Source organism: Acinetobacter lwoffii (assembly GCF_024129595.1).
Lineage (GTDB): Bacteria > Pseudomonadota > Gammaproteobacteria > Pseudomonadales > Moraxellaceae > Acinetobacter > Acinetobacter lwoffii_O.
Genome location: NZ_JAMXXS010000037.1, coordinates 1 through 24,407, shown reverse-complemented (window position 1 = coordinate 24,407; position 24,407 = coordinate 1). Strand labels below are relative to the sequence as shown.

General features: G+C 43.2%; 19 protein-coding genes. 7 read left to right on the top strand and 12 right to left on the bottom strand.

The window, feature by feature from the left end; all coding sequences use genetic code 11:
• Positions 1-610: 610 nt before the first annotated feature.
• Positions 611-1,807 carry a PilT/PilU family type 4a pilus ATPase gene (locus NI466_RS13470; RefSeq protein WP_005251952.1) on the top strand — a complete coding sequence of 399 codons (1,197 nt, stop codon included), beginning with the start codon at positions 611-613 and terminating at the stop codon, positions 1,805-1,807.
• Between the two features lie 82 nt (positions 1,808-1,889).
• Here NI466_RS13470 and NI466_RS13465 read toward each other — a convergent pair whose 3' ends face one another.
• The 10 genes from NI466_RS13465 to NI466_RS13420 form a co-directional block, all read right to left on the bottom strand.
• A complete protein-coding gene (locus NI466_RS13465) occupies positions 1,890-3,065 on the bottom strand; it encodes an MFS transporter (RefSeq protein WP_253173832.1) in 1,176 nt (391 codons plus the stop codon).
• 239 nt (positions 3,066-3,304) lie between these two features.
• Positions 3,305-3,679, bottom strand: a complete 375-nt coding sequence (gene gcvH, locus NI466_RS13460) for a glycine cleavage system protein GcvH (protein ID WP_004280423.1) — start codon at positions 3,677-3,679, stop codon at positions 3,305-3,307.
• An 82-nt stretch (positions 3,680-3,761) separates the two neighbouring features.
• On the bottom strand, positions 3,762-4,790 hold the full coding sequence (locus NI466_RS13455; protein ID WP_253173831.1) for an AraC family transcriptional regulator: 1,029 nt from the start codon (positions 4,788-4,790) through the stop codon (positions 3,762-3,764).
• A 449-nt stretch (positions 4,791-5,239) separates the two neighbouring features.
• Entirely contained in the window at positions 5,240-7,093 is a 1,854-nt protein-coding gene (locus NI466_RS13450) for an ABC transporter ATP-binding protein (protein ID WP_005246184.1), read from the bottom strand.
• A 226-nt stretch (positions 7,094-7,319) separates the two neighbouring features.
• Complete coding sequence (locus NI466_RS13445) at positions 7,320-8,594, bottom strand: mechanosensitive ion channel family protein (RefSeq protein WP_253173830.1); 1,275 nt, start codon at positions 8,592-8,594, stop codon at positions 7,320-7,322.
• A 165-nt stretch (positions 8,595-8,759) separates the two neighbouring features.
• Entirely contained in the window at positions 8,760-9,296 is a 537-nt protein-coding gene (locus NI466_RS13440; protein WP_253173829.1) for a DUF2058 domain-containing protein, read from the bottom strand.
• A 15-nt stretch (positions 9,297-9,311) separates the two neighbouring features.
• Positions 9,312-9,986 carry a YoaK family protein gene (locus tag NI466_RS13435; RefSeq protein ID WP_004647063.1) on the bottom strand — a complete coding sequence of 225 codons (675 nt, stop codon included), beginning with the start codon at positions 9,984-9,986 and terminating at the stop codon, positions 9,312-9,314.
• Between the two features lie 42 nt (positions 9,987-10,028).
• Positions 10,029-11,225 (bottom strand): serine/threonine transporter SstT, encoded by a 1,197-nt coding sequence (gene sstT / locus NI466_RS13430; protein ID WP_247143760.1) that lies wholly within the window; start codon positions 11,223-11,225, stop codon positions 10,029-10,031.
• Positions 11,226-11,552: 327 nt separating this feature from the next.
• Positions 11,553-13,301 (bottom strand): SulP family inorganic anion transporter, encoded by a 1,749-nt coding sequence (locus NI466_RS13425; RefSeq protein WP_253173828.1) that lies wholly within the window; start codon positions 13,299-13,301, stop codon positions 11,553-11,555.
• Between the two features lie 218 nt (positions 13,302-13,519).
• Positions 13,520-13,837: an ArsR/SmtB family transcription factor gene (locus NI466_RS13420; protein WP_253173827.1), complete on the bottom strand. Its 318-nt coding sequence runs from the start codon at positions 13,835-13,837 to the stop codon at positions 13,520-13,522.
• A 278-nt stretch (positions 13,838-14,115) separates the two neighbouring features.
• Here NI466_RS13420 and cysK point away from each other — a divergent pair, with 278 nt between their 5' ends.
• From cysK to NI466_RS13400, 4 genes are all read left to right on the top strand, one after another.
• On the top strand, positions 14,116-15,114 hold the full coding sequence (gene cysK, locus NI466_RS13415) for a cysteine synthase A (RefSeq protein ID WP_253173826.1): 999 nt from the start codon (positions 14,116-14,118) through the stop codon (positions 15,112-15,114).
• A gap of 185 nt (positions 15,115-15,299) precedes the next feature.
• Complete coding sequence (locus NI466_RS13410; protein WP_253173825.1) at positions 15,300-17,999, top strand: heavy metal translocating P-type ATPase; 2,700 nt, start codon at positions 15,300-15,302, stop codon at positions 17,997-17,999.
• Positions 17,999-18,406, top strand: coding sequence for a Cu(I)-responsive transcriptional regulator (gene cueR, locus NI466_RS13405; RefSeq protein WP_253173833.1), 408 nt, complete (start codon positions 17,999-18,001; stop codon positions 18,404-18,406). The genes NI466_RS13410 and cueR overlap by 1 nt, the downstream gene beginning before the upstream one ends.
• 49 nt (positions 18,407-18,455) lie before the next feature.
• Positions 18,456-18,650: a heavy-metal-associated domain-containing protein gene (locus NI466_RS13400; RefSeq protein ID WP_005100179.1), complete on the top strand. Its 195-nt coding sequence runs from the start codon at positions 18,456-18,458 to the stop codon at positions 18,648-18,650.
• Between the two features lie 95 nt (positions 18,651-18,745).
• On the opposite strand, the gene NI466_RS13395 is transcribed toward NI466_RS13400, so the two are convergent.
• Complete coding sequence (locus NI466_RS13395; RefSeq protein WP_004647055.1) at positions 18,746-19,351, bottom strand: TetR/AcrR family transcriptional regulator; 606 nt, start codon at positions 19,349-19,351, stop codon at positions 18,746-18,748.
• Positions 19,352-19,850: 499 nt separating this feature from the next.
• Here NI466_RS13395 and NI466_RS13390 point away from each other — a divergent pair, with 499 nt between their 5' ends.
• On the top strand, positions 19,851-21,632 hold the full coding sequence (locus NI466_RS13390; protein WP_253173824.1) for an acyl-CoA dehydrogenase C-terminal domain-containing protein: 1,782 nt from the start codon (positions 19,851-19,853) through the stop codon (positions 21,630-21,632).
• A gap of 83 nt (positions 21,633-21,715) precedes the next feature.
• The gene (locus tag NI466_RS13385) at positions 21,716-22,885 is read left to right on the top strand and encodes a thiolase family protein (protein ID WP_195726012.1); all 1,170 of its coding nucleotides are present in this window, start codon (positions 21,716-21,718) and stop codon (positions 22,883-22,885) included.
• Between the two features lie 190 nt (positions 22,886-23,075).
• Here NI466_RS13385 and NI466_RS13380 read toward each other — a convergent pair whose 3' ends face one another.
• A complete protein-coding gene (locus NI466_RS13380; RefSeq protein WP_004647052.1) occupies positions 23,076-24,143 on the bottom strand; it encodes a zinc-binding metallopeptidase family protein in 1,068 nt (355 codons plus the stop codon).
• Between the last annotated feature and the right edge of the window lie 264 nt (positions 24,144-24,407).

Genomic DNA, 24,407 nt, shown 5'->3' with positions numbered 1-24,407 from the left:
CTAAAAGATAAGAAATCAAAGAATATTGAATAAACCATTGCATAGAGATTCTTAAATTTCCCTAAAATTAACATAATACACGTTATACGAAATTCTCTATTTTATTTTATATAAATCATATTTTTATAGTCAAATAAAAAGCCTAACTTAGCTGAATCGGGCTTTTTTAATAATTTACCAAGTTTCACGCCTGTTATTTGAGCAAAGTTACACGATTTTGTTCAATTTTCATAAACATTATCCTATTTTTCATAATTCATTATTACATCTAATAGAACCGAAATTGGTACATAAAAAATAGGGGAGTTGGTAATCATAAAGAAAGAAAAATAACATTCTATATGTCGAAAATGACAAATAATGAATCGTCTAACAGAATTCAACCTTTAAAATTACAATCCTATTTTTTTGGCAGAGTTGCTTTAAAAAGCTTGAATACTTCTACTTAATTTAATTTTTATTGAAGTAGGTCACATAAATATTAAAAAATATTTTCTTTATAAATCAAATATATTTGAGCATATTTATAAAACGCTGCACAATGAAATTAAAATATTTGGCATAAATCTAAGATTGAGATTTGTGCAGTTGTGCATTTCCGGGGGAAAAGATGTTCACGGCAGAATTGTTGGACGAAGCAAAAAAATTCATGCATCACATGCTGACTAAAGTGGTGGAATATGGCGGTTCAGATTTATTTATTACGGCTGATTTTCCACCGAGTATTAAACATCAAGGCTTAATGAAACCTTTTGGACAGCAGGAACTCACAGCTGAAAAAACCAAGCTGTTTGCCTACAGTCTGATGAATGATAAACAGCGTAAAGAATTTGAAACTGAACTTGAGTGCAATTTTGCCATCACCGTGCCAGGTGTTTCCCGTTTTCGGGTCAATGTGTTTGTACAACAACTTAATGTTGGCATGGTGATTCGTACCATTACTGCAGAAATTCCAAATTTCCAGAAGCTGAAATTACCGGAATCTCTGAAACATGTGATTATGGAAAAACGTGGACTGGTATTGGTAGTCGGAGGAACAGGTTCCGGTAAATCAACTTCACTCGCAGCCATGATTGACTATCGAAATGAAAATTCAGCCGGGCATATCATTACCGTAGAAGATCCGGTTGAATATGTGCACAAGCATAAAAAATCCATGATTACTCATCGTGAAGTCGGAGTGGACTGCCATTCCTGGCATAATGCGCTGAAAAATACCTTGCGTCAGGCACCAGATGTGATTCTGATCGGCGAAATTCGCGATACTGAAACCATGGAACACGCGATTGCTTTTGCTGAAACTGGACATCTGTGTCTGGGAACGCTGCACTCGAACAATGCCAACCAGACTTTGGACCGGATTATCAACTTCTTCCCGGAAGAACGCCGGAACCAGCTATTAATGGATTTGTCATCCAATATGAAGGCGATCATTTCACAGCGTCTGATTCGTACTCAAGATGGTAAAGGCCGTCGTGCAGCGATTGAAATCATGTTAAATACGCCACTGATGTCTGACCTGATTTTGAAAGGTGAATTCCACGAATTGAAAGCGATTATGGCGAAATCGCGTGAACTGGGCATGCAGACCTTTGACCAGGCCTTATTTGACCTGTATAACCAGGGTGAAATTTCTTATGAAGAAGCCTTGCGCAATGCCGATTCGACCAATGAACTGCGCTTACAAATCAAGCTGAAAAGTAACCGACAGGACACTACCGTAGCCACAGAGGCAACCCAATTCACCATGATGCAAGAGCCAAAAGCGGAAGAGAAACAAGCAGAGAATACTTCGGTGTCAGAATAAATATTTGCTCAAAAAATCACAGGCAGAATTTTCTGCCTGTTTTTTTATTGATCTTATTTATTATTCGATTCAATCCATAAAACTAGACGGTTTTACGTTGCACCACCAGCTTAAAATAAACAATACTGCTTAAGGTTAAAATACCGCATAGCATAAAAGCAAACTGATAACTGTAAGCTGCAATGATGGTACCAATCAGTAGTGAACCGATGGCAATACCCAGGTCATAAAACGTATAAAAAGTTGAAGTTGCATAGCCAATTCGATGCTTGGGCGCACATTGAATCGCCAAAGTTTGAATACACGGCTGCACACTACCAAAGCCCACACCAACCATGACTGCAGCCAGCATAAATCCCCATAAGCTCTGAATCTGGCTCAGTAAAAATAAACCCGAACTAAAAGCCAGCAATGCCGGATAAATCACATATTGCGGGCCTTTACGATCATAAATCTTTCCGGTGATCGGCCGTAAGCTCATCATGGAAATCGCAAAAACCACAAAGAATAAACCTGCATAGGCCATTAAATCCTTGCTGGCTGCGAAGGGTGCGATAAAAGACATGATGCTCGCATAAGAAAAAGAAATCAGCATGGCCAATACTGCGACAGGCAGCACTTTCTTTTCCACAAAATCTGTCAGCTCAAGCGAGGTTTTCTTATTGGTATTTTTGATGATTTTTTCAGGTTCTTTGACCGGAATCAAAAAACAGAAGGCAAATCCGATAAAAACCAAGACGATCAATAGCATACTGACCTGAAAATAAGACCAGTGTTCAATCAGGCTCAAGCCTATAAATGGACCTAAAACAATCCCCAGATTAACCGACATGACAAAATAGCCCATGCCTTCGCCTTTACGTTGCTCCGGAATAAACTGGTTCACCACAGGCACACAAACTGTAGTCAAGATACTGAACCAGATGCCGTGTAAGAAACGGATGATAAACAGAATCGTGAGCTGATCTGCCAACAGATAAGTAAGTGAAAATAAGCTAAAGAACACTTCAGAAATAATCAGGGTTTTACGCACCCCGAATTTTTCGATAATTAAACCGCTAAAAGGTCGCACTGCAATGGCAGAGACCATAAACAAGGTCATGGCCAGACCTGCCTGAGTCAGGTTGCCGCCTAATTCTTTTAAGATGTATATTGGCAAAATTGTGGTTTGTGCAAAATAGAAAATAAATAAAAATAGGTTGTTGGCCAAACAAAGCACAAATGACTTGGTCCATAGTGGCGCTGCAATGGCGTTCATGATTTTCCTAAAATGATATGCTGTAAGACGCTGGGCTCAGCATGGGAAATTATTGTTATAAATAAGCGCGAGCTATCTAGGAGCGAAGGAGATATGAGCAAGACTTTAAGAAAAATAAGTGAAAAATACAATGATATTTCATGATAAATGCATGAAATTTAATTTGAACTAGGAAATGCAACGCTTGGTCTTTAATAAAAAAATCAGCCCGGAGGCTGATTTTTTAAAGTTAAAATGGCTTAGAGGCCAGCTTCATATTCTGTATTGGAAAGCAGCTTTTCGACATCTGCCATATTGTCTGGCTTGATTTTATAGATCCAGCCTTTGCCATATGGGTCATCATTAATGAAATCTGGATCATCTTCAAGATCAGGATTGATTTCAACCACTACACCAGACACTGGTGCATGAATATCGGAAGCTGTTTTTACTGATTCAACCACGCCAGCTTGTTCGCCCGCAGTAATATGTGAATCAAGATCTGGTGCTTCTACATAGACTAAATCGCCTAACGCATCCTGTGCATGGTCGGAAATACCGGTCACAACAAGATCACCCTCAATGCGCACCCATTCATGTGTACTTGCGTACTTTAATTCTGCAGGATGATTCATTGATAACTCCTTAAAAATCTTAAGATCATTTTTGACATGTTTTATACATTCTTTTTAAGCAAAACAAAAGGCTTATACTTCCTTATAAATAAGGATCTTTGCGCCAGTTGCTCGGGCTGCGACCACTCCAGCGTTTAAATGCCCTGCTAAAATTGGCGACATCACTATAACCCAGTTCATCGGCAATCTGTTCCAGAGTGAAATCTGTCCGGGACAATAACGAGGTGGCATGCCGGTAACGCACTTCATCGACCAGGGTAGAAAAGGAGGTGCCTTCGGCGGCGAGTTGACGTTTTAAGGTGCGGTCAGACATGTGCAAGCGATCCGCCACACTTTCAATACTGAGATAGTGTTGCTCAGCATGGGTCAATATATCCCGGACACGCATGGCAATCCGATGCCGTTCACCCAAGGCAGAAAGTTCCGTTTCACACTGGTTAATCGCAATCTGGCTGGCAATCGGATCGGCATGCACCAGCTTGTTCATCAGGTAGCTTTTATCAAAGCTCAGAATTAAATGCGGTTGTTCAAAACGGAACTGATGGGTGGGGAACTTCGCCATAAAGCGTTCAAAATCTTCCGGCTTCTTAAAATCGAAGTCGATTTCTCCTGTCGCATCATTAACACCTGTAATGGCCTTGGCCATACTGATCAGTCCAATCATCAAGGCAATGGAAATTTCGGTGCGCAGAGGTTCAAGCTGAATATCGGTTTGCAGCTGTACCGTGGCTTTGGCACCAAAGGTCGAGAAAAATAGTTGCAGGAAGGGTAAGCGAAGTTGAATAAATCGATTCGCCAAGACCAGCGCATCGGTAATATTATTCGCCGTCATAATCGCATAGCCAATAAAGCCATGAATCGAGATCCGCATCTGTGTGCCGAGATGATAACCCAAGGTCGGCTCTCCGGTCAGTTTCAGGGCATATTTGACCAGTTCGTTGGCGACAGGGGTTGGAATACGAAAATCAGGATCTGCCAACTGTTCACTGGTCAGGCTAAAAGGTTGGAAAAGCGATTCATTGTTATAACCCCAGCGGGAAATGACATCGAGAAGCAGGAGACCGTAAACACCTGGAATTCCTTGGTCTTGGCGTGGAGCAATTGTTTTCATGCGCGATCCGTTGCACTCATTCAAATTTTTTTATTTATAAATAGATATTGGCATGAAGCCGCCAAATTTTTCATTAAAATTGTTGGACAAAATTTTGGCGATTGTGACTCTGCCACTGGCAGATTAGCCTGAATTCAGCATTAAAATCAATTTAAACCGCATAATTTTATTGATGAAATTAAAATTATTTTATTGAACCGGACACATCTCTGCATTGGCTGACTAAGGACAAGGAAATTGCTTAAGCATTGAATAGGACTTCTTCAGAGAGCTTTCAGAACTAGAGAGTTATGTCATTTCATTAAAATACCAGATAGATGGCAACTTGCTGTTCATCTGTAGAGAAAATTTTAAAAAGAGAGGTCTGGCAAAGTTTTCCTTTTTCCAGACCTGTTCAATATTAAGGACGAGCAAATGATCAGAAGTTTTGAAATCTTCTACAGATCATATTATTCATGATCTTTTGATGCTTTGACCTGTTGCTGAATCAGCATGCCACCAGTTTGACGCTGCCAAAGTTGGGCATAGATGCCATTTAATGCCACCAGTTCATCATGCGTGCCTTGCTCGGCGATTCGACCTTGATCCAGCACAATCAGACGATCCATCTGGGCAATGGTAGACAGGCGATGCGCAATGGCAATCACGGTTTTACCTTGCATCAAGTCGTCCAGACTGTTCTGAATGGCAGCTTCGACTTCAGAATCCAGTGCACTGGTGGCTTCATCCAGAATCAGAATCGGCGCATCTTTCAGGAATACACGTGCAATGGCAATTCGCTGACGCTGTCCGCCGGAAAGTTTCACGCCACGTTCACCGACATAGGCTTCATAGCCTTTTTTGCCACGCAAGTCGGTCAGATTGGGAATAAACTCTTCCGCTTTGGCTTTACGCACAGCTTCAAACATCTCTTCATCAGTCGCATCCGGACGACCATATTTAATGTTTTCCGCGACCGTGCGATGTAGCAGCGAGGTATCTTGAGTCACTAATGCAATGTTCTTGCGCAAACTGTCCTGAGTGACCTCATCAATATCCTGACCATCGATTAAGATACGACCCTGATTGATATGATAAAAATGCAGCAACAGTTGAATCAAGGTAGATTTCCCGGCACCTGAACGGCCGACAATACCAATCTTTTCGCCTGGGCGAATGGTCAGATTAAACTGATCAATCACGTTTTTATCATTATAGGCAAAGCTGACATTTTCGAATTTGATTTCACCATGATTGAGCTGTAGCTCTTTGGCACCCGGTTTATCTTCAATGGCAATTTTTCGGCCTAAAGTTTTCATACCATCCTGAATGGTACCGACATTTTCAAACAGGGCAGAGGTCTGCCACATCATAAATTCGGCAATACTGTTCAGTTTCAGTACCATTGCCGTGGTTGCAGCAATAATGCCCAGCTCGGCCTGACCTTCCATCCACAGCCAGATCGCGGTACCCAGTACGCCACCATATAACACTACACTCAGCAGTAAAATACTGATTTCGTATTGGGCACCCAGACGCATCTGTTTATATACCGTTACCATAAATTCCTGCATAGAGGTCTTGGCATACTGGCTTTCACGACCGGCATGAGCAAATAGCTTGACGGTCTGAATATTGGTATAGGCATCCGTAATACGCCCGGTCATGACCGCACGGGCATCCGCCTGAGCATTGGAAATTTTGCTCAAACGAGGAATAAAGTAACACGCTGCACAGATAAACAAGGCTAGCCAGACCATCAATGGAATGATCAGCAAGGGTGAAATTGCACCTAAAACAATATTGATGGTGATGAAATAAATCAACACATACGCCAGCATGTCACCCAGAATGACCCAGAATTCGCGTACTGCCAGAGCAGTTTGCATGACTTTGGCCGATAATCGTCCGGCAAAATCATTGTGGAAAAAATCCAGGCTTTGCTTCATCAGCAGATTATGAAAGCGCCAGCGTAAACGCATTGGGAAATTGCTGTACAAAATCTGATGCTTGATCAGTGATTGCGCACTGGCGAAGAAAATATTGGCCAGCAGAACAATACTCAGCAAGGTTAAATTGCTGGCATGTTGCTCCAGAAAAGTATCCGGCTGGCTTTTACTCAGCCAGTTCACCAGCTCACCAATTTTTGAATACAGTAAGGCTTCGAAGCTGGCAGCACCGGCGGTACATAGCACCAGAATCAGCAAATAACGGCGGACGCCATAGGCTGCCTGCCAGACAAATGGAAAAAACTTGGTCGGTAAAGGTTGATTCAGATTTTTGGTGGGATAGGGGTCAACCAGTCTTTCAAGCCATCGAAACATTATCGTACTCTTATCATGCATTTTGCTTTTCGGGAATTATAAAGGATTCTGTTTTTTTAAGCCCGTAATTGGGTGAAATTGCCACAAAATGATTCACTCAATTAAAACTTGGATTATAAAAATTAAACTAAAGCCAGATTTATGCCAGTCAGAATTTAAACATCTCATGAAATAAAAAAGCCTGAAATGCAGCAGCACCTCAGGCTTGGTATTGGATGACTTGTGTTTAAGTAATAATAGAAGACGGTTGAGTAAATGCCTCTTTTAAATCAAGACCTGAAGGCGCTTGATACACCTTTAAACCAAATTCCGGAATAATCGCCAGCAGATGATCCATAATATCCGATTGGATATTTTCATACTCGACCCAGGCGGTAGTATTGGTAAAGGCATAAATCTCTAACGGTAAACCCTCACTGGTTGGCTGCAATTGGCGCACCATCAGGGAATGATTTTTACTAATGCCCGAATGCTGTTGCAGATAAAATTCTACATAGGCACGGAAAGTTCCCAGATTGGTGAGACGGCGCTGGTTATATTGCGAATGATGACTCAGTTGCAGATTAAATTGTTCCAGTTCCTCTGATTTGGTATTCAGGTATTGATCCAGCAAAATAAAATTTTTCAGCTTGTTCTGCTCTTCAGCCGACATAAAATGCACACTGCTTTGATCAATATGAATCGAGCGCTTGATCCGGCGCGCACCGGCTTCCTGCATACCACGCCAGTTTTTAAAGGTATCCGTCACCAGTTTATTGGTCGGAATCGTGGTCACTGTTTTATCAAAGTTCTGTACCGTAATGGTATGTAATGACATATCAATGACATCGCCATCCGCGTTCAGCGAGGGCATTTCGATCCAGTCGCCAATACGCACCATGTCATAGGATGAAATCTGAACCGACGCCACCAGCGATAAAATGGTATTTTGAAAGACCAGCATCAACACCGCGGCCATGGCACCGAAGCCAGCCAGCAAGGTAAAGACATCCTTTTTCAGGAAAGTGCCGAGAATCATCAGGCCACAGACAATAAAGATAATCAGCTTGACCAGCTGCAAATAACCTTTAATCGGTTTGTTACGTGACTTGGGATTACGCTGATAGACCAGGTTAAAAATATTCAGTAATTCACCCAGGGCCAAGGCAATTGTCAGGAAGATAAAAGCCTGTGCACCCATTTGCACAAAGGACTCAACCTTGTCAGATAAATGCGGTACCGTGGTAATCCCGTTCATGATCACGACTGCCGGAACAATATTGGCAATCCGGCGAATCACGCTATGCTCAGCAAAAATCTGATTATTGGCAAAAGGCATTTTGGTAATCAGTTTACGAATTCCGCGCACTACGATCTGTTTGGCAAATAGATTGGCAAGAATCGCCAGTAAAATCACAATACTCAGTGAAGATAGCATTTCTAGCCATGGGTACTGATCTGCCCATTCTTGAATATTCCGAATAAAATTAAACTGTTCCAAACGATCTTTCTCTTCAATCAAAAATTTAGATCAAGTTTATAGATTTGGATCAGGTTTTTTAATATTGGATAACTTTTTAAAACATATCTATTTGTGCAAATCCGTCAATAAAAATGCAGAACAATAAAAAACCGGCGAATTCGCCGGTTTCTGATCTTCGATATTTCAGTAATGATATCGCGATGCTTACCACATCAAATCATCAGGAATGACATAGGCTGCATATGGATCTTCTTCATCAGTGGTTTGTTCATTTTTCTCTGAATTATTCACAATGATAAAGCCCTGCATTTTCGCATTGATACGATCTGCCAGAGCTTTAGGCAAGAAAGCATAGCTGTCATTTTCACGTGCAATCACCAGACTGCCTGCCACCAGTGCATTATAGATTTGCTGGTTTAAATAGACTTTTTTGACTTTACTGTCATCAATAAACTGATACACCGCATCGCCGTCAGTATCACGGATTTTATGTTGGTTAATCATTTGCATGATTGCGGCTTTCAGCTCTTTTTCCTGCAAAGCTGCTTTTTTCTCTTGCTCAATCGCCTGATCTTTGGCCATTTTTTGCTGTTTGTCTTGTTCAATCTTGGCCTTGATTTCAGCCTCGGTACTGTCACCGGTGCGTTTTTCATGCACAGCCTGTTTAGACAGTTTTTTGGCTTTTTTATTGTCGACCAATCCTGCCTTTAACAATTGTGCCTGCAATGCATTTTTAACCATGAGAATGTCCAGATATTAGTCGTGTTGATGTCGATAACGTAAATAAATCACCCAATACGTGAGACTGAGAACCAGACTCAGCACTGCCGGGATCAGGAATGCATTTAATTTTAAATAAGGATATAGCCAGCTGGCAAGAATGCCACCGCTTAAAAAACCGAGCAAAATAAGCAGATGCAAAACCACGCGTCGTGATTCTACTTCTAAACCGCGCAAACGGTAGCCCATCGCCAAGCCGAGGTCTGTCAGTACGCCAGATAAATGCGTAGTGCGAATGATGGCACCTTTATAATGGCTGACCATGGCATTTTGCACACCCATGGCAACACAGGCCCATAACAAGGCATAGCGCGGGAAATAGGGCAATAATAACCAGCAGATCAAAATAAAAATAGCCACCAGGCTTAAAGGGTAACCATAAAGCTGCCCTAGGCGAAAGTGACTATTTCCAAGAATGAGCCCGCTATAGGATGAACCAATGACATAGCAGAGTGTGACCAAAAAGAGATACAACATCTGTTCTGGTTGCCAGTTTAGCAGGGCCATGGCCAGCATGCTGACATTACCGGTCATATGTGAAACAGACTGGTGCAGTACCGTCACCAGCCCCAGGACGTTAATCATGCCGGCATTGACCGCAAGAAAAAACGCCCCTAATTGTACCCAGGTAGGTAAACGCTGTAATGGCATAACAACATCATTGGCTAAATATATTGATTAATCAATATAAAATCAATTTGATGCGCGGTCTACTGCTGCAGTAAATAAAACATCAGTCGATGAGTTTAGCGCGGTTTCAGTAGAGTCCTGCAATACGCTGATGACCATACCAATCGCAACGACTTGCATGGCGATATCCGAAGAGATCCCGAACAGGCCGCATGCAACTGGAATCAGTAACAATGAACCGCCTGCAACACCAGAAGCACCACATGCCGAGACGGTTGCCACCACAGAAAGAATCAGCATGGTACTAAAGTCCACGCTAATGCCCAAGGTATTGACTGCTGCCAAGGCGAGAACCGTAATAGTCACTGATGCACCACCCATATTGATGGTCGCTCCCAGAGGGATGGCAATGCTTGAAGTCGATTCTTTAACACCCAGACGTTTCGCCAAGTCCAGATTGACCGGAATGTTGGCTGCTGAACTACGGGTAAAGAAGGCGGTAATGCCACTTTCACGTAAGCAGGTGAACACCAGTGGATAAGGATTTTTGCGAGTAACGGCAGCAACAAGCAACGGATTGATGACCAGTGCAACAAACACCATTGTGCCTAACAATACAGTCAACAAATGTACATAGCTCGTCAGCGTGTCCAGACCAGATTCAGCAAAAGTGACTGCCACCAGACCAAAAATACCCACAGGCGCGAAATTGATCACCAGACGGATCACATAATTAACCGCAAAGGCCGCATCATTTAAAAGCGTTTTGGTACTATCAGATGCATGACGGAAGGCAATACCCAAGGCCACTGCCCAAGCCAGAATACCAATAAAGTTTGCTTCAGCAATCGCAACGACCGGATTGGTAACAAAACTGAGCAGTAAATTCTTCAGGATTTCTACCAGACTGCCAGGTGGCTGTAAGTCAGCTTGTGCAGCGATATCCAGAAACAGCGTACTTGGAAATAAGATACTCGCAACCACGGCGCTCAGTGCAGCAAGGAACATACCCACTGCATACATGATCATAATCGGTTTGATGGGGGTGTTGGATTGACCCACCTTAAAATTCGCGATAGAAGCTAAAACTAAAATGAAAACCAGAATCGGTGCAACAGACTTCAAGGCTTTAATAAACAGGTCGCCCAATAGGCTTAATGAGGGAGTAGCTTCGGGAAATACCACAGCCACACCCACACCTAAAATAATGGCGATGATGATTCGAGAGACTAAGCTCATGCGCATAAGGGCAGAAAACATAAGGTTGCCTTGTGAAAATTACGAGGGCTAAATTTGGGAAAAAGTTGCGCTATTTTATACTTAATTTAAACAAGGCTTAAAATATATTTTTATATAAAAACCAAGATATTGATATTATTGATTTATTCTAAAATTAATTGCTTTAAAACATTGCTTATATTGAAGAAAAACTTCTTAAAATGATGAATAAATCACCACTTTTAAAATTGTATTCATGAAATAAATATCAAAGTTAAATAGATAAATTCAAATTATATTTGAAAATTTAAAAAGTTAGAACTTATGACCGGTTGGAATTTCCGGCCATAAGTTCAAGTATCTGCTGTCTTAAATTGTATAATCTTTATGCTGCTCAAAGATCTCTAGCGCAAGGTCCTGAATCGCCTGAAAATGCGTCAGATAAATCCGCCCACTCAGATGCGTCATCAATTTAGAAGCTTGTAGCTTGTCCATGACCGGACCTTTGACTTCGGCAAAATGCAGACGAATATCCAGTTTGGCCAGTTCCGCATTTAAATCTTCCAGCATTTCCAGGGCACTCAGATCAATCGCACTGATGCTGGAACAGTTGATAATCACATGTTGTAGCTGGTCATTCAGGCTGATCTCATTGATCAGATAACCTTTGAAGCTATTGGCATTCAGAAACGTCAGATTCTCATCAATCCGTAGTGACAGCACCCGGTCGGAGGTACTGACCTGATGCCGCTGAATATTGCGAAAATGCTGGGTTCCTTTGACCAGACCGACGACCGCAATATGCGGCCGGCTGATTCGCCATAGCATCAGCACAAAGGTCGATACGATCCCAATGATCAAACCGGTGGAGATATCAATCAGAACCACGCCGAGAAAGGTAATCCACATGGCAAGGCCATCTGCCTTGGAATAACGCCAGGCATCAACAAATGGCTGGAAATTAACCAGCTTCCAGATGGAAACAATAATCGTCGCAGCCAGAATGGTCAGCGGCAGGTCTTCAAAAAATCCGGTAAAGAACAGGCTTACGAAAATAATCAGGATCGAGGATAAAACACCGGCCATAGGTGATTTAGCACCCGCATCGGCATTCACCACAGTTCTTGACAGACTGCCCGTTACCGGGAAAGCTGAACTTACGCCTGCACTGATATTGGCCAGACCGAGCGCGATCAGTTCCTGATTACTGTTTAAATGACTGCGTTGCTGTAAGGCCGTAGCTTGAGCAATCGACAAGGATTCCACAAAACTGATCATGGCGATCATGCTGGCACCCGGTAACAAGGTCATCACCAGTTCCCAGTTCCAGTGAGGAAAGGACAAGGGCGGGAAACCAGATGGGATTGCACCAACGGTTTTAATGCCCTGAAGCTTTAAATCCAGAAAGACAATCGCCGCAATCCCGAGGCATACCAGAATCAGGGGCACCGCACGGACTAAAAAATCTGTAGAACCGATCCGGCTTTGTACCGCCTGAGATTTTAATAACTTGGGCAGATAGATCAACAGACCGATAGAGAGCAGGCCGAAAATCAGACTCGGCACGTGCAGCAACGGAAAATATTGCAGCAGACTTTTGGCAAACTCCGGAATGTTATTGGCTTTTAAGGGAAGATCGACCAAAAACTTTAATTGCCCAAAAGCAATCAATAAGGCAGAGGCAATAATAAAGCTTTGGATCACTGGATGACTGATCAACTGGATCAGAAAACCAAAACGGAATAATCCCAAAAGCAGGGAAATAATGCCGACCATGAGTGCCAATAAGGTCGCAGCTTCGATATAGACCGGTGAGCCGACTTCAAAAAGTGGATTGAGCGTAGCAAAAGTCATCATGGAAATGATGGCCACGGGGCCAATCGATAAAGTCGAACTCCCACCAAGCAGCGCATAAATGATCATCGGCAGGATGCTGGCGTATAAGCCCATGATCGGCGGCAATCCTGCCAGCATGGCATAGGCCATCCCTTGAGGCACCAGCATTGCCACCACAATCAGGGCAGCCAGCACATCGGACTTAAATTTGACCGGCGTATAGTGGCTTAACCATGCCCAGGCAGGTAGTCTATGCAGAAGTTTAGACTTGGAATTTGGCATAAAAAGGTCTAAATCACAAATATAGATATATTATGCACAAATTCTGCTAAGAAATCTTAAGGGATCGAGATTTGTGATGATTCAACTTTTCCAATCAATCATCATGTCATATACCTATTTTTGGCGTGGTTTTAGCGGTCTGTTAAAACGTTTGCAAGGTATGGGAGGAGAACGAGCAGAGAACTTTGATTTCTGCCCTAAAACCGCTAAAAGATGAATTATTTCATCTTGTCCGCACAGTACAATTCATACAGGGTATTTAAGACCACCACCAGATTTTGGTCTTTAATGGAATAATAAATCTGTTTACCATCGCGTCGCGTATTCACAACATCACTTTTACGCAGCATCATCAATTGCTGAGAAAGGGTAGGTTGTTTAATCTGGGTAATTTCCTCAATTTGCGAAACGTTCAATTCTGCTTGAGAAAGATGACATAAAATGAGTAGACGGTCGGTATTGGCGAGAGATTTTAAAATGCCGACGACCTGTTCTGCTGAATCGCGCATAGTCGTGATTTCAAAATCGGTTTTCATTTAATATGTCCATAAAGTTACAGCACGCTAATTATACGGGTCTCAACCGGTAATATATTGATAAAAACAGTTAAGTTTTATGGTTTTTAATGAATTGAATTATCAATTAAAATTATATTTTAAATATTGATAGATAAGATAAATTTATTGCATAGTGCAGAAAGTATTTTAGTTCACATTCGTGCAATGAAGTGCAAGTTTCATCAAACATCTACAAAGCAAAAAAATGCTTGTATGATGTTTAAGCGACTTGAACCAATAACATCAGGGATATCATCATGAGTACAGATTCAGCTTTTCCAACACCGAATAATTTAGGTATAGCGGTTTATAGTAATAATGCAGACGCGATTGGAAATACACCGCTTGTTCGTATTAATCGTGTGATTTCCGCTCCGGCCACGGTACTTGCGAAAATTGAAAGCCGTAATCCGGCATTTTCAGTCAAGTGTCGTATTGGTGCCGCGTTGATTAATGATGCTGAAAAATCTGGCAAGCTCAAACCCGGTATGCATATTGTCGAGCCGACCAGCGGCAATACCGGTATTGCATTGGCTTTTGTTGCGGCAGCCAAAGGTTATGACATTACTTTGACCATGCCTTCAAGCATGAGTATTGAACGCCGTAAGGTGGTGAAAGCATTGGGTGCCAATCTGGTTTTGACTGATCCGGCCAAAGGCATGAAGGGCGCGATTGAAGAAGCACAACGTCTAGTCAATGAAAATCCTGAACTGTACTACCTGCCACAACAGTTTGAAAATCCAGCCAACCCTAAAATTCATGAAGAAACCACAGGCCCAGAAATCTGGGAAGCGACTGCGGGCAATGTCGATATTCTGGTCGCAGGTGTCGGAACGGGTGGAACCATTACCGGTATTTCACGCTACTTTGAAAAAGTGAAAAACAAGCCTTTATATTCTGTGGCGGTGGAACCTGCTGAGTCTGCAATTATTGGTCAGGCCAAACGCGGTGAAGACATTACACCTGGACCACACAAAATTCAGGGGATCGGTGCCAACTTCATTCCAGGCAATTTGGACCTAGACCTCGTTGATGAAGTGATTGCCATTAATAGTGCAGATGCAGTCGAGTGGGCACGTAAAACTGCGGCTCAGGAAGGTATCCTGGTCGGTATTTCAAGTGGCGCGGCTATGGCAGCAGCGGCACAATTGGCAGCTCGCCCTGAAAATACCGGTAAAAATATTGTGGTGATTTTGCCAGATGGTGGTGAACGTTACCTGTCTTCGATCTTGTTTGAAGATATTTCTGCCGAATAACATTGATGCATTTTATATTTTAAATACTGCCATACAAGCCTGAAGTCATCTTCGGGCTTTTTATTGGGTGATTTTAAATCGCAGCAGGACGCTGCATTATTTTTAAAATAGTCAGATGAAGGACTTGACCTTACCATGATGGGAATGTTTAAGCTATAACATCAACAATGAGTTGAGGTGTGGAGATGGGCATGGCAGAACAAGACAGCAACCGGTTATATGAACAGCAGGTGCAGATTGGCGGTATGACCTGCGCCTCCTGTGTAGCTCGGGTAGAAAAAGCCTTGAAAAAAATTGAAGGCGTGGTCGAGGCATCTGTCAATCTATCGACTGAAAAAGCTTTTATTAAAAGCCAGCAGCCAATTGCTGCCGCTGCGCTGGTTCAAGCAATTGAAAAATCCGGTTTTGATGTACCGACGCAACAGTTTGATTTAAATATTGAAGGCATGACCTGTGCATCCTGTGTGGCTCGCGTAGAAAAAGCCCTAAAAAAAGTGGAAGGCGTACTGGATGCACAAGTGAATCTGGCCACTGAAAGGGCGCATGTGAGTGCGATCAATTCTGTGCCATTGTTTAAACTAACTCAGGCAGTGCAAAAAGCCGGTTTTGATATTCAGAGCAACCGGATTGAACTGACGATTGAAGGTATGACTTGCGCTTCATGTGTGGCACGGGTTGAAAAAGCTTTATTGAAAGTAGAAGGTGTCAGCGAAGCACAGGTCAATCTGGCCACCGAAACTGCCTGGGTGAAAGCCTCACATTCCCAGATTCCGGCCTTGATTGCTGCCGTGGAGAAAGCAGGTTATCAAGCCACAGTAAAATCCGGTACGGATATGTCGGCAGATAGTCATGGTGCTTTTCAGGAAAAGAAAGCCAATGAAACGGCACAACTGAAACGAGATTTATGGCTTGCGGTCATTCTGACAGCACCTGTATTTATTCTGGAAATGGGCTCGCACTTGATTCCGGCGTTTCATCATTTTATTGCCCATACGTTGGGAACCCAAAACAGCTGGTATCTACAGTTTGTGCTGACCACTTTGGTGCTGATTATTCCGGGACGGCGTTTTTATCAGCATGGTATTCCAGCTTTATTGCGTCTGGCACCGGATATGAACTCGCTGGTGGCCGTTGGAACGATTGCCGCATATGGCTTTTCCTGTATTGCGACCTTTTTTCCGCAGTTGTTACCGCAGTTCACTGTGCATGTGTATTTTGAAGCGGCCGCCGTTATTGTCGCGCTGATTTTACTGGGGCGTTATCTGGAAGCCAAAGCCAAAGGTAAAACCTCGGAAGCGATTCAGTATCTAGTCGGCTTGCAACCGAAAACGGCACGGGTAGAACAGAATGATCACTGGGTTGATCTGGCAATTTCCGATGTGCAACAAGGAATGTTGATTGAAATTCGTCCGGGTGAAAAAGTCGCTGTCGATGGTGAAGTGGTTGCCGGACAAAGTTATATTGATGAAGCGATGATTAGCGGTGAACCTTTGCCTGTGGCCAAACAGGCTGGCGATCAGGTGGTCGGCGGTACAGTAAACCAGAACGGAACCTTGAAAATCAAGGCCACTGCGGTCGGACAGGATTCGGTACTGGCGCAGATTATTCAGATGGTAGAACAGGCACAAGGCTCAAAACTGCCAATTCAGGCCGTGGTCGATAAAGTGACTTTATGGTTTGTACCTGCCGTCATGGCACTGGCGGCCTTGACCTTCATGGTCTGGTTCCTGTTTGGGCCTGAACCCAATCTGACCTATGCATTGGTCAACGCCGTGGCGGTGCTGATTATTGCCTGTCCGTGTGCGATGGGGCTGGCAACGCCGACCTCAATTATGGTCGGAACTGGGCGTGCCGCTGAACTGGGCGTGCTGTTTCGTAAGGGTGAAGCTTTACAGTTATTGCAGCAAACCCAAGTCGTCGCACTTGATAAAACCGGAACCTTGACTGAAGGAAAACCGTTGCTGACGGACTTTGAAGTCACAGCAGATTTTAATCAGCAGACTGTATTGCAACTGGTGGCTTCGGTTGAAGCCAAGTCAGAACATCCGATTGCCCATGCCATTGTTCAGGCAGCTCATGAGCAACAACTGGAACTGAGTGAAGTCACAGATTTTGATTCGATCACCGGCGCAGGGGTCAAGGCACAGGTAGCTGGTCAGCAGCTGCATATTGGAGCTGAACGTCTGATGCAGAACTTAGGTCTAAATGTCGATCTGTTTCGGTCTACTGCACAAAAACTCGGTGATCAGGGCCGTAGTCCCTTATATGTGGCGATCAATCAAAAGCTGGCGGCGATTATTGCCGTCGCGGATCCGATTAAAGCAACTACCTATAGTGCGATTCAGGCCTTGCATGAGCAGGGTCTAAAAGTAGCGATGATCACCGGTGACAATCAGCATACCGCGCAGGCCATTGCCAAACAGCTGAAAATTGATCAGGTAATTGCGGAAGTTTTACCGCATGAGAAAGTGGATGCGGTACGTCAACTCCAGCAGCAATATGGCGTACTCACTTTTGTCGGGGACGGAATCAATGATGCCCCGGCACTGGCACAGGCTGATGTTGGCATGGCGATTGGTACAGGCACCGATGTCGCGATTGAGGCAGCCGATGTGGTGTTGATGTCAGGTAATTTACAGCATGTGGCCACCGGAATTGGTCTGAGTCAGGCCACCATGCGCAATATCCGGCAGAACCTGTTCTGGGCCTTTGTCTATAATATTGCTTTAATCCCGATTGCCGCCGGGGTGCTCTATCCATTCTGGGGTATATTGTTATCGCCAATGTTTGCCGCAGGTGCGATGGCGTTGTCCTCCGTGTTTGTCGTCAGCAATGCCTTGAGATTAAAAGCCTATCAGCCGGTGCAGTTTAAGGAGTCAGTATGATGAATATTGGTCAGGCCGCAAAACGGTCCGGCATCTCTGCGAAAATGATTCGTTATTATGAAGACATTGGTTTGTTGCCGGCTCCGAAACGTAGTAATACAGGTTATCGGGTTTATAGTGACGCGGACATTAAAACCTTAAGTTTTATCCAGCATGCACGTGAACTGGGATTTTCTTCAGAGCAGATGAAAGAGTTACTCGGCCTGTGGCTGAACAGCTCACGCCAGAGTAGTGAGGTCAAACAGCTGGCACAAAAACATATCCAGTTTTTACAACAGAAAATTGCCGATATGCAGCATATGCTATTAATTTTACAGCAATCAGTTGAGCAGTGTGCCGGCAATGAACAGTCTGATTGCCAGATTTTAAAACAGATTGAACAGGGTGTCGGAACTGAACAGCACTGACATGCGCTGTATTCACATCAATTTTTAAACCGATCCTATGGAGCTAAACATGAAATTCCGTATTGAAAATATGACTTGTGGTGGCTGCGCGCGCAGTGTCACGGCTACGATTAAAGATCTGGATGAAAATGCCACTGTGAATATTGATGTGGCGACTAAGCTAGTTGAAGTTGAATCGACAGTCAGTGAGTCTGAGATTGTGGCAGCTTTAACCGAAGATGGTTTCCCGCCTGTGGCAGCCTGATCATTGTCGAGTTAGATCGCGAAAGTGATCTTATGAACTTATACAGCCAAATAAAAAAATGCTTGATCGAATCAGGCATTTTTTTATTATCGTGATTATACCGATGAGATTTTATCTGGCGTCATCAGCGCTTGATTAATATACAGTTTAATCAGACGTTCGCGCGAACCAATCGCTTTTTGGTAATTGGTCGAATTTAATAATAGCGAAGCGCCATAGGTGACTGTCCAGATATAAGACAAATAATCGCGAATCGACATGGCACTTTCTAAAGCCACCAGATAATCATGGGTGATGTCTTTAATCCGGATAATCCGTTCTTCACGAATCCGATAAAGCTCCTGAAATAACTCTTTCAGATTTTTTTCGTTATTGGTTAAACGCTCTTCAATGACATGCAACAGGATGGTTCGGTTTGAATTGAGCATGTGATAGAGCATATATTGTGAAACATAACTTTTAATATCGTTATTATGTTTTTTTGATATTTCTAGAATTCTTTTTTCATTCAGAATAATCAGTTCTAAATATAACTGGTTCTTGCTTTTAAAATGTTTGTAGATGGTTCCTTTTGCGATGTCCAGTTCACTGGCCAGCTCACTCAGGGTAATGTCCTGATTATTATCCAGTAGCAGGCTTTCCGCCATGCTGAGGATCTTCTCTTTACGAAGAAGGAAGTTCTGCTGTCTTACAGTCGTCATCTTCTTGGTCCATACTTTTCGAAAAAGAACCTTTCAAGAATATGCAATTTTGCACGCGATGGCTATAAAACTAAGGTCGTGATATTTATCTCATTTTGTATATTTATGCAGCAACTGCTGACAAATAAAAATAGCGATGCTAAGCAGACAGAAATATTGTCAAGAAAACTGAACCCTAGAGATCAACTTTGCTAAATAAAATTCCATTTTCAGTATAATTATTTTATTGTTTCAGCGCACGAAGCTAAATCCTTCGACTGTTTTAAGCCCATATTCATCAGGGTTTAGCACAGGAAAACGATCAATATTAAGCTGGCATATTCAGTCACTCATACTGAACATGAAGACGTGATTTACAAGGCAAATTTATGAATCTAGATTTAGATTTAATACTGCAAGAATTGGATATCACGATTTTAAAATCGCCTGTTTGGATCCTAATGAAAATTAGAAAATATTTAGCAACAGGATTGAGTATCACCCTTTAAGGAATTTAAAAATGCCGATTTATAATGCGCCGCTAAAAGACATGGAATTTATTTTAAATGATGTATTCCAAGCGGAACAATTTTGGCAAGGTAATGAAAATCTTGCACATTTAGATATGGCGACGGCAAATGCAATTCTGGAAGAGATGGCCAAATTTTCCAAGAATGTTATTCTTGACCTGAATCGTCCTGCAGATGAAGAGGGTGGTGCTCAGTTTAAAAACGGTGAGGTGATTACGCCGGCTGGTTTCAAGGAAGCCTTTAAACAGTTTGCCGAAGGTGGCTGGGTAGGCTTGGGTGCTCCTGAAGAATGGGGCGGACAAAATATGCCGAAGATGCTCACGGTTCTGGCGGATGAAATGATCTGGAGCACCAATCCATCTTTTATGCTTTATCCACTACTCACTGTGGGTGCAGGTATGGCGATCAATGACCGCGCCTCACAGGAACAGAAAGAAACTTATTTACCAAAATTCTATACGGGTGAATGGTCGGGCACCATGTGTCTGACTGAACCACATTCCGGCACAGATCTTGGCATTATCAAGACCAAAGCTGAACCGAATGAAGATGGTTCATATAATATTACCGGTACCAAAATTTTTATTACCAGCGGCGAGCATGATCTGAGTGAAAATATCATTCATCTGGTGCTGGCAAAAACTCCGAATGCACCAGCAGGTTCACGTGGTATTTCATTATTTATTGTGCCGAAATTCCTGGTCAATGCAGATGGATCACTGGGTGAGCGTAATACAGTAGCTGCCGGTTCAATCGAACATAAAATGGGAATTAAAGGCTCGGCGACCTGCGTCATGAACTTTGACGGCGCCAAGGGCTATATGGTTGGCAATGAAAATGAAGGTCTGGCCGGCATGTTCGTGATGATGAACTACGAACGTTTGTCTATGGGAATTCAGGGCATTGGTGCAGCAGAATTTGCCTACCAGAATGCGGCACAATATGCGACGGACCGTTTACAGGGCCGTGCATCAACTGGTGCAAAATCTCCAGAAAAACCAGCCGATTCAATTCTAGTCCATGGCGATGTACGCCGTATGCTGCTCAATGTACGTGCTAACAATGAAGCTTCACGTGCGTTTGCGGTGTGTGTAGGTCAACAACTGGATATTACCAAATACTCAACCGACCCTGAAGCGGTGCGTAAAGCGACTGACCGTGTGGCGCTGTTAACGCCAATCGCCAAAGCTTATTTGACCGACAAGGCACTGGATTCTGCACTGGAAGCGCAAATGTGCTTCGGTGGTCATGGTTATATCCGTGAATGGGGCATGGAACAGTGTATTCGTGACCTGCGTATTTCACAGATTTATGAAGGCACCAATGGCGTGCAGGCGATTGACCTGATTGGGCGTAAAACCACCAAATGTAATGGGGCTTATATCGCGGAATATATTGCTGAAATCCGTGAATTTGCCCAAAATTTACATGATTCATTGACGATTAAAACGGCGACATTAGAAGCCTGCCAGCAACTTGAAGATATCACCAAATTCATCGTCGAGCAGTCTAAGCTGAACCCTGATTTTGCTAATTCGATTGCTGTCGATTATTTACATGCGGTTGGGCTGCTCAGCTTTGTCTATATGTATGCGCGGATTAGCAAAGCCGCCGCAGCCAAAGACGATAGTTACTTCCAGAACAAACTGGTACTGGCCAACTACTATGTTGCCAAAGTACTTCCGGATTTGAGTGCACGAATCCAGCGTATTCAGGCCGGTGCGGAACTGGTCATGCAATTGCCTGAAGCATATTTTACCGCACAGGCTTAACCCGCAATGATTGCGAAGGACCAGCCCTACAGTGCTTTGGCTATGTAGGGTTGATAACAATGATGAAAAAGGATGAAACTAAAATGATCGTAATTGTAGATGCAGTACGTACCGCGATGGGCGGTTTTCAAGGTTCATTGTCAAGCTGTACCGCGCCAGATTTGGGTGCTGTGGCAATTAAAGAAGTAGTGGCACGTGCAGGTCTGTCGGCCAATGATATTGATGAAGTGATTATGGGCTGCGTTCTTCCTGCTGGTTTAAAACAGGGTCCGGCACGTCAGGCCATGCGTCAGGCGGGTCTACCGGATTCCACGGGGGCGACCACGATTAATAAAATTTGTGGTTCTGGTATGAAAGCCGTGATGCAGGCAGCAGATGCGATCAAAGCCGGTTCAGCAGAGATTGTGGTGGCTGGCGGTATGGAGTCGATGTCGAACGCACCATATTTGATGGACAAGGCACGTGCCGGATTCCGTATGGGGCATGGAAAGGTCATTGATCATATGTTCCAGGAAGGTCTGGAAGATGCGGAAACAGGCCTGTCGATGGGAATTCTTGCTCAGGAAATGGCGGATAAAAAAGGTTATACCCGTGAGCAGCAGGATGACTATGCGATTGGTTCCTTAAATAAAGCCGTGACGGCGGTGCAGCAAGGTTTCTTTAAAGATGAAATCGTACCGGTCACTGTCAGTAGCCGTAAAGGCGATGTGGTGGTGGAACAGGATGAACAGCCTTTAAATGCCAAGGCTGACAAAATTCCAACTCTGCGTCCAGCGTTCAAAAAAGACGGAACCATTACTGCGGCAAATGCCAGTTCAATTTCAGATGGTGCTTCAGCACTGGTGATCACCTCGAGCGAAATTGCTGCACAGCGTAACTTAAAACCGCTAGCTCATATTCTGGCCTATGCCAGCCATTCGCAGCATCCATCAGAATTTACCATTGCACCGGTTGGTGCGATTGAAAAAGTCCTGAAAAAAACCGGTTGGGATGCTCAGGATGTTGACCTTTGGGAAATCAACGAAGCGTTCGCCATGGTGACCATGTTAGCCATTGATGGCTTTAAACTTGATCCAGCAAAAGTGAACATTAATGGCGGTGCCTGTGCACTTGGTCATCCATTGGGTTCTTCTGGTTCCCGTATTATCGTGACCTTGATTCATGCCTTAAAACGTACTGGTGGTAAGAAAGGAATTGCATCCTTATGTATCGGTGGTGGTGAAGCGACTGCGATTGCTGTGGAACTAATTTAAGCCCATCTTAAATCGTATATTCAGGTAGCAAACTAAATACTGATTCATTCAAAAGTTGCTGCTCTTGGTTCGCCAGGAGCAGGGATTTTTTAAATCATATTAATTTTTAAAATACACAATAAAATCCATATTTTCAGACTTTGCTGATCCCATTCCATCAATAGTTTTACTATAAAAATTACTTTTTAAATTATTTAAAAACTTTTTCCAGCACATGCCGGTGAATAAATCGTAACTTGTCTTTAACCGCTTCGCTCAGCTTGAACGGGTAGGCATCTTCCAGGCCCATACAACGGTTTAAGGCATTTAGATTAAAGGTCAAGGTAACCCAGTTTTCCAGAATATGTTCAAAATCCTGTCCACCAATCGGGCATTCTTTAAAATCCATGCTGGCCAGATAGCTGCCATTTCCTTCAACACGCATACCACCATAGTAGGCAGTTTCCAGTGTTTCCATCATATGCAGATAGTGCGCCCAGGTTTCTGCCCAGTCTTCCCAGGGATGGGCGGTAGCATAAGCACTGATGTACTTTTCCTGCCAGTTGATTGGCGCGCCTTCATTATAATGGCGTTCAAGTGCCTTGCCATAATCCTGCCGCTCATCGCCAAAATACTGACGGAATTCATCTAGCAATTCCGGATGCATATGTTGCATGAGCGCAAAATAATAATGGCCACTTTCATGACGAAAATGACCCAATAAAGTCCGGTAGTTTTCACCCATATTTACACGTGTAGTTTCACGATAAACAACATCAGCTTCAATTGCATTTAGGGTAATGACACCATTAGCATGACCAATTAAAACAGGCTTATCTTCTTGAGGCAGGAGAAAATCAAATCGCAGACCAAATGGATCATCTTCAGACTTTTTAGGGCGTGGCATCATGTTCATGCGCTGGGCCAAATACAGGAAACGGCGTTTGGCTTCTTCCAGTCGAAACCAGTAAATCAGGTTCTCGGAATTTTCCAGATCAGGAATGACATGGGTAAGCTGACAGGATTCACAAAATTCCTCATCTTCATCGCTGGGAATCATCCAGTTGCATACCTGATAATTTACATAATTGTGACAGGGTTTATAACTGGCATGCTGGTAGTTTTTGGCGATTGGAACCCATCGCTCAGCACTCTGTTTTTCGAATGCGCATAGCTCTTTTTCCGAAGCGATATAACCGATCGGTGACAGACAGTGATCACAAACTGATTTGTAAAAAAACAGCTGTTGCTTGCAGACGGCACATTCAAAATGTTTCATTAAACTCCCTGTAGGGAAACGAACGACCTAAAATGTTTATCGATGATGAACACGAAAAAAGGTTCAGAATGCCTACCTAAATTTCTTCCTGATAAAGAAACATCATAAAAATTTCATTGAAAATTCTATATGGATGAATTGTAAAAAAGGTGTGAATGAATATCCCATCAAAGATTAGATCTCTTGCGAAAGTCATTATTGCAAGTTTATCCGGTTTACGAGTGCAGCAATTAAGTTAATGCGTAAACCGAATCTTTTCCGTCT

What these genes read in the sequence shown, in the direction of transcription:
- NI466_RS13470 (WP_005251952.1), top strand. Translation starts at nt 611, where the DNA reads ATGTTCACGGCAGAATTGTTGGACGAAGCAAAAAAATTCATGCATCAC.
- NI466_RS13465 (WP_253173832.1), bottom strand. Translation starts at nt 3,065, where the DNA reads ATGAACGCCATTGCAGCGCCACTATGGACCAAGTCATTTGTGCTTTGT.
- gcvH (WP_004280423.1), bottom strand. Translation starts at nt 3,679, where the DNA reads ATGAATCATCCTGCAGAATTAAAGTACGCAAGTACACATGAATGGGTG.
- NI466_RS13455 (WP_253173831.1), bottom strand. Translation starts at nt 4,790, where the DNA reads ATGAAAACAATTGCTCCACGCCAAGACCAAGGAATTCCAGGTGTTTAC.
- NI466_RS13450 (WP_005246184.1), bottom strand. Translation starts at nt 7,093, where the DNA reads ATGTTTCGATGGCTTGAAAGACTGGTTGACCCCTATCCCACCAAAAAT.
- NI466_RS13440 (WP_253173829.1), bottom strand. Translation starts at nt 9,296, where the DNA reads ATGGTTAAAAATGCATTGCAGGCACAATTGTTAAAGGCAGGATTGGTC.
- NI466_RS13435 (WP_004647063.1), bottom strand. Translation starts at nt 9,986, where the DNA reads ATGCCATTACAGCGTTTACCTACCTGGGTACAATTAGGGGCGTTTTTT.
- sstT (WP_247143760.1), bottom strand. Translation starts at nt 11,225, where the DNA reads ATGTTTTCTGCCCTTATGCGCATGAGCTTAGTCTCTCGAATCATCATC.
- NI466_RS13425 (WP_253173828.1), bottom strand. Translation starts at nt 13,301, where the DNA reads ATGCCAAATTCCAAGTCTAAACTTCTGCATAGACTACCTGCCTGGGCA.
- NI466_RS13420 (WP_253173827.1), bottom strand. Translation starts at nt 13,837, where the DNA reads ATGAAAACCGATTTTGAAATCACGACTATGCGCGATTCAGCAGAACAG.
- cysK (WP_253173826.1), top strand. Translation starts at nt 14,116, where the DNA reads ATGAGTACAGATTCAGCTTTTCCAACACCGAATAATTTAGGTATAGCG.
- NI466_RS13410 (WP_253173825.1), top strand. Translation starts at nt 15,300, where the DNA reads ATGGGCATGGCAGAACAAGACAGCAACCGGTTATATGAACAGCAGGTG.
- cueR (WP_253173833.1), top strand. Translation starts at nt 17,999, where the DNA reads ATGAATATTGGTCAGGCCGCAAAACGGTCCGGCATCTCTGCGAAAATG.
- NI466_RS13400 (WP_005100179.1), top strand. Translation starts at nt 18,456, where the DNA reads ATGAAATTCCGTATTGAAAATATGACTTGTGGTGGCTGCGCGCGCAGT.
- NI466_RS13395 (WP_004647055.1), bottom strand. Translation starts at nt 19,351, where the DNA reads ATGACGACTGTAAGACAGCAGAACTTCCTTCTTCGTAAAGAGAAGATC.
- NI466_RS13390 (WP_253173824.1), top strand. Translation starts at nt 19,851, where the DNA reads ATGCCGATTTATAATGCGCCGCTAAAAGACATGGAATTTATTTTAAAT.
- NI466_RS13385 (WP_195726012.1), top strand. Translation starts at nt 21,716, where the DNA reads ATGATCGTAATTGTAGATGCAGTACGTACCGCGATGGGCGGTTTTCAA.
- NI466_RS13380 (WP_004647052.1), bottom strand. Translation starts at nt 24,143, where the DNA reads ATGAAACATTTTGAATGTGCCGTCTGCAAGCAACAGCTGTTTTTTTAC.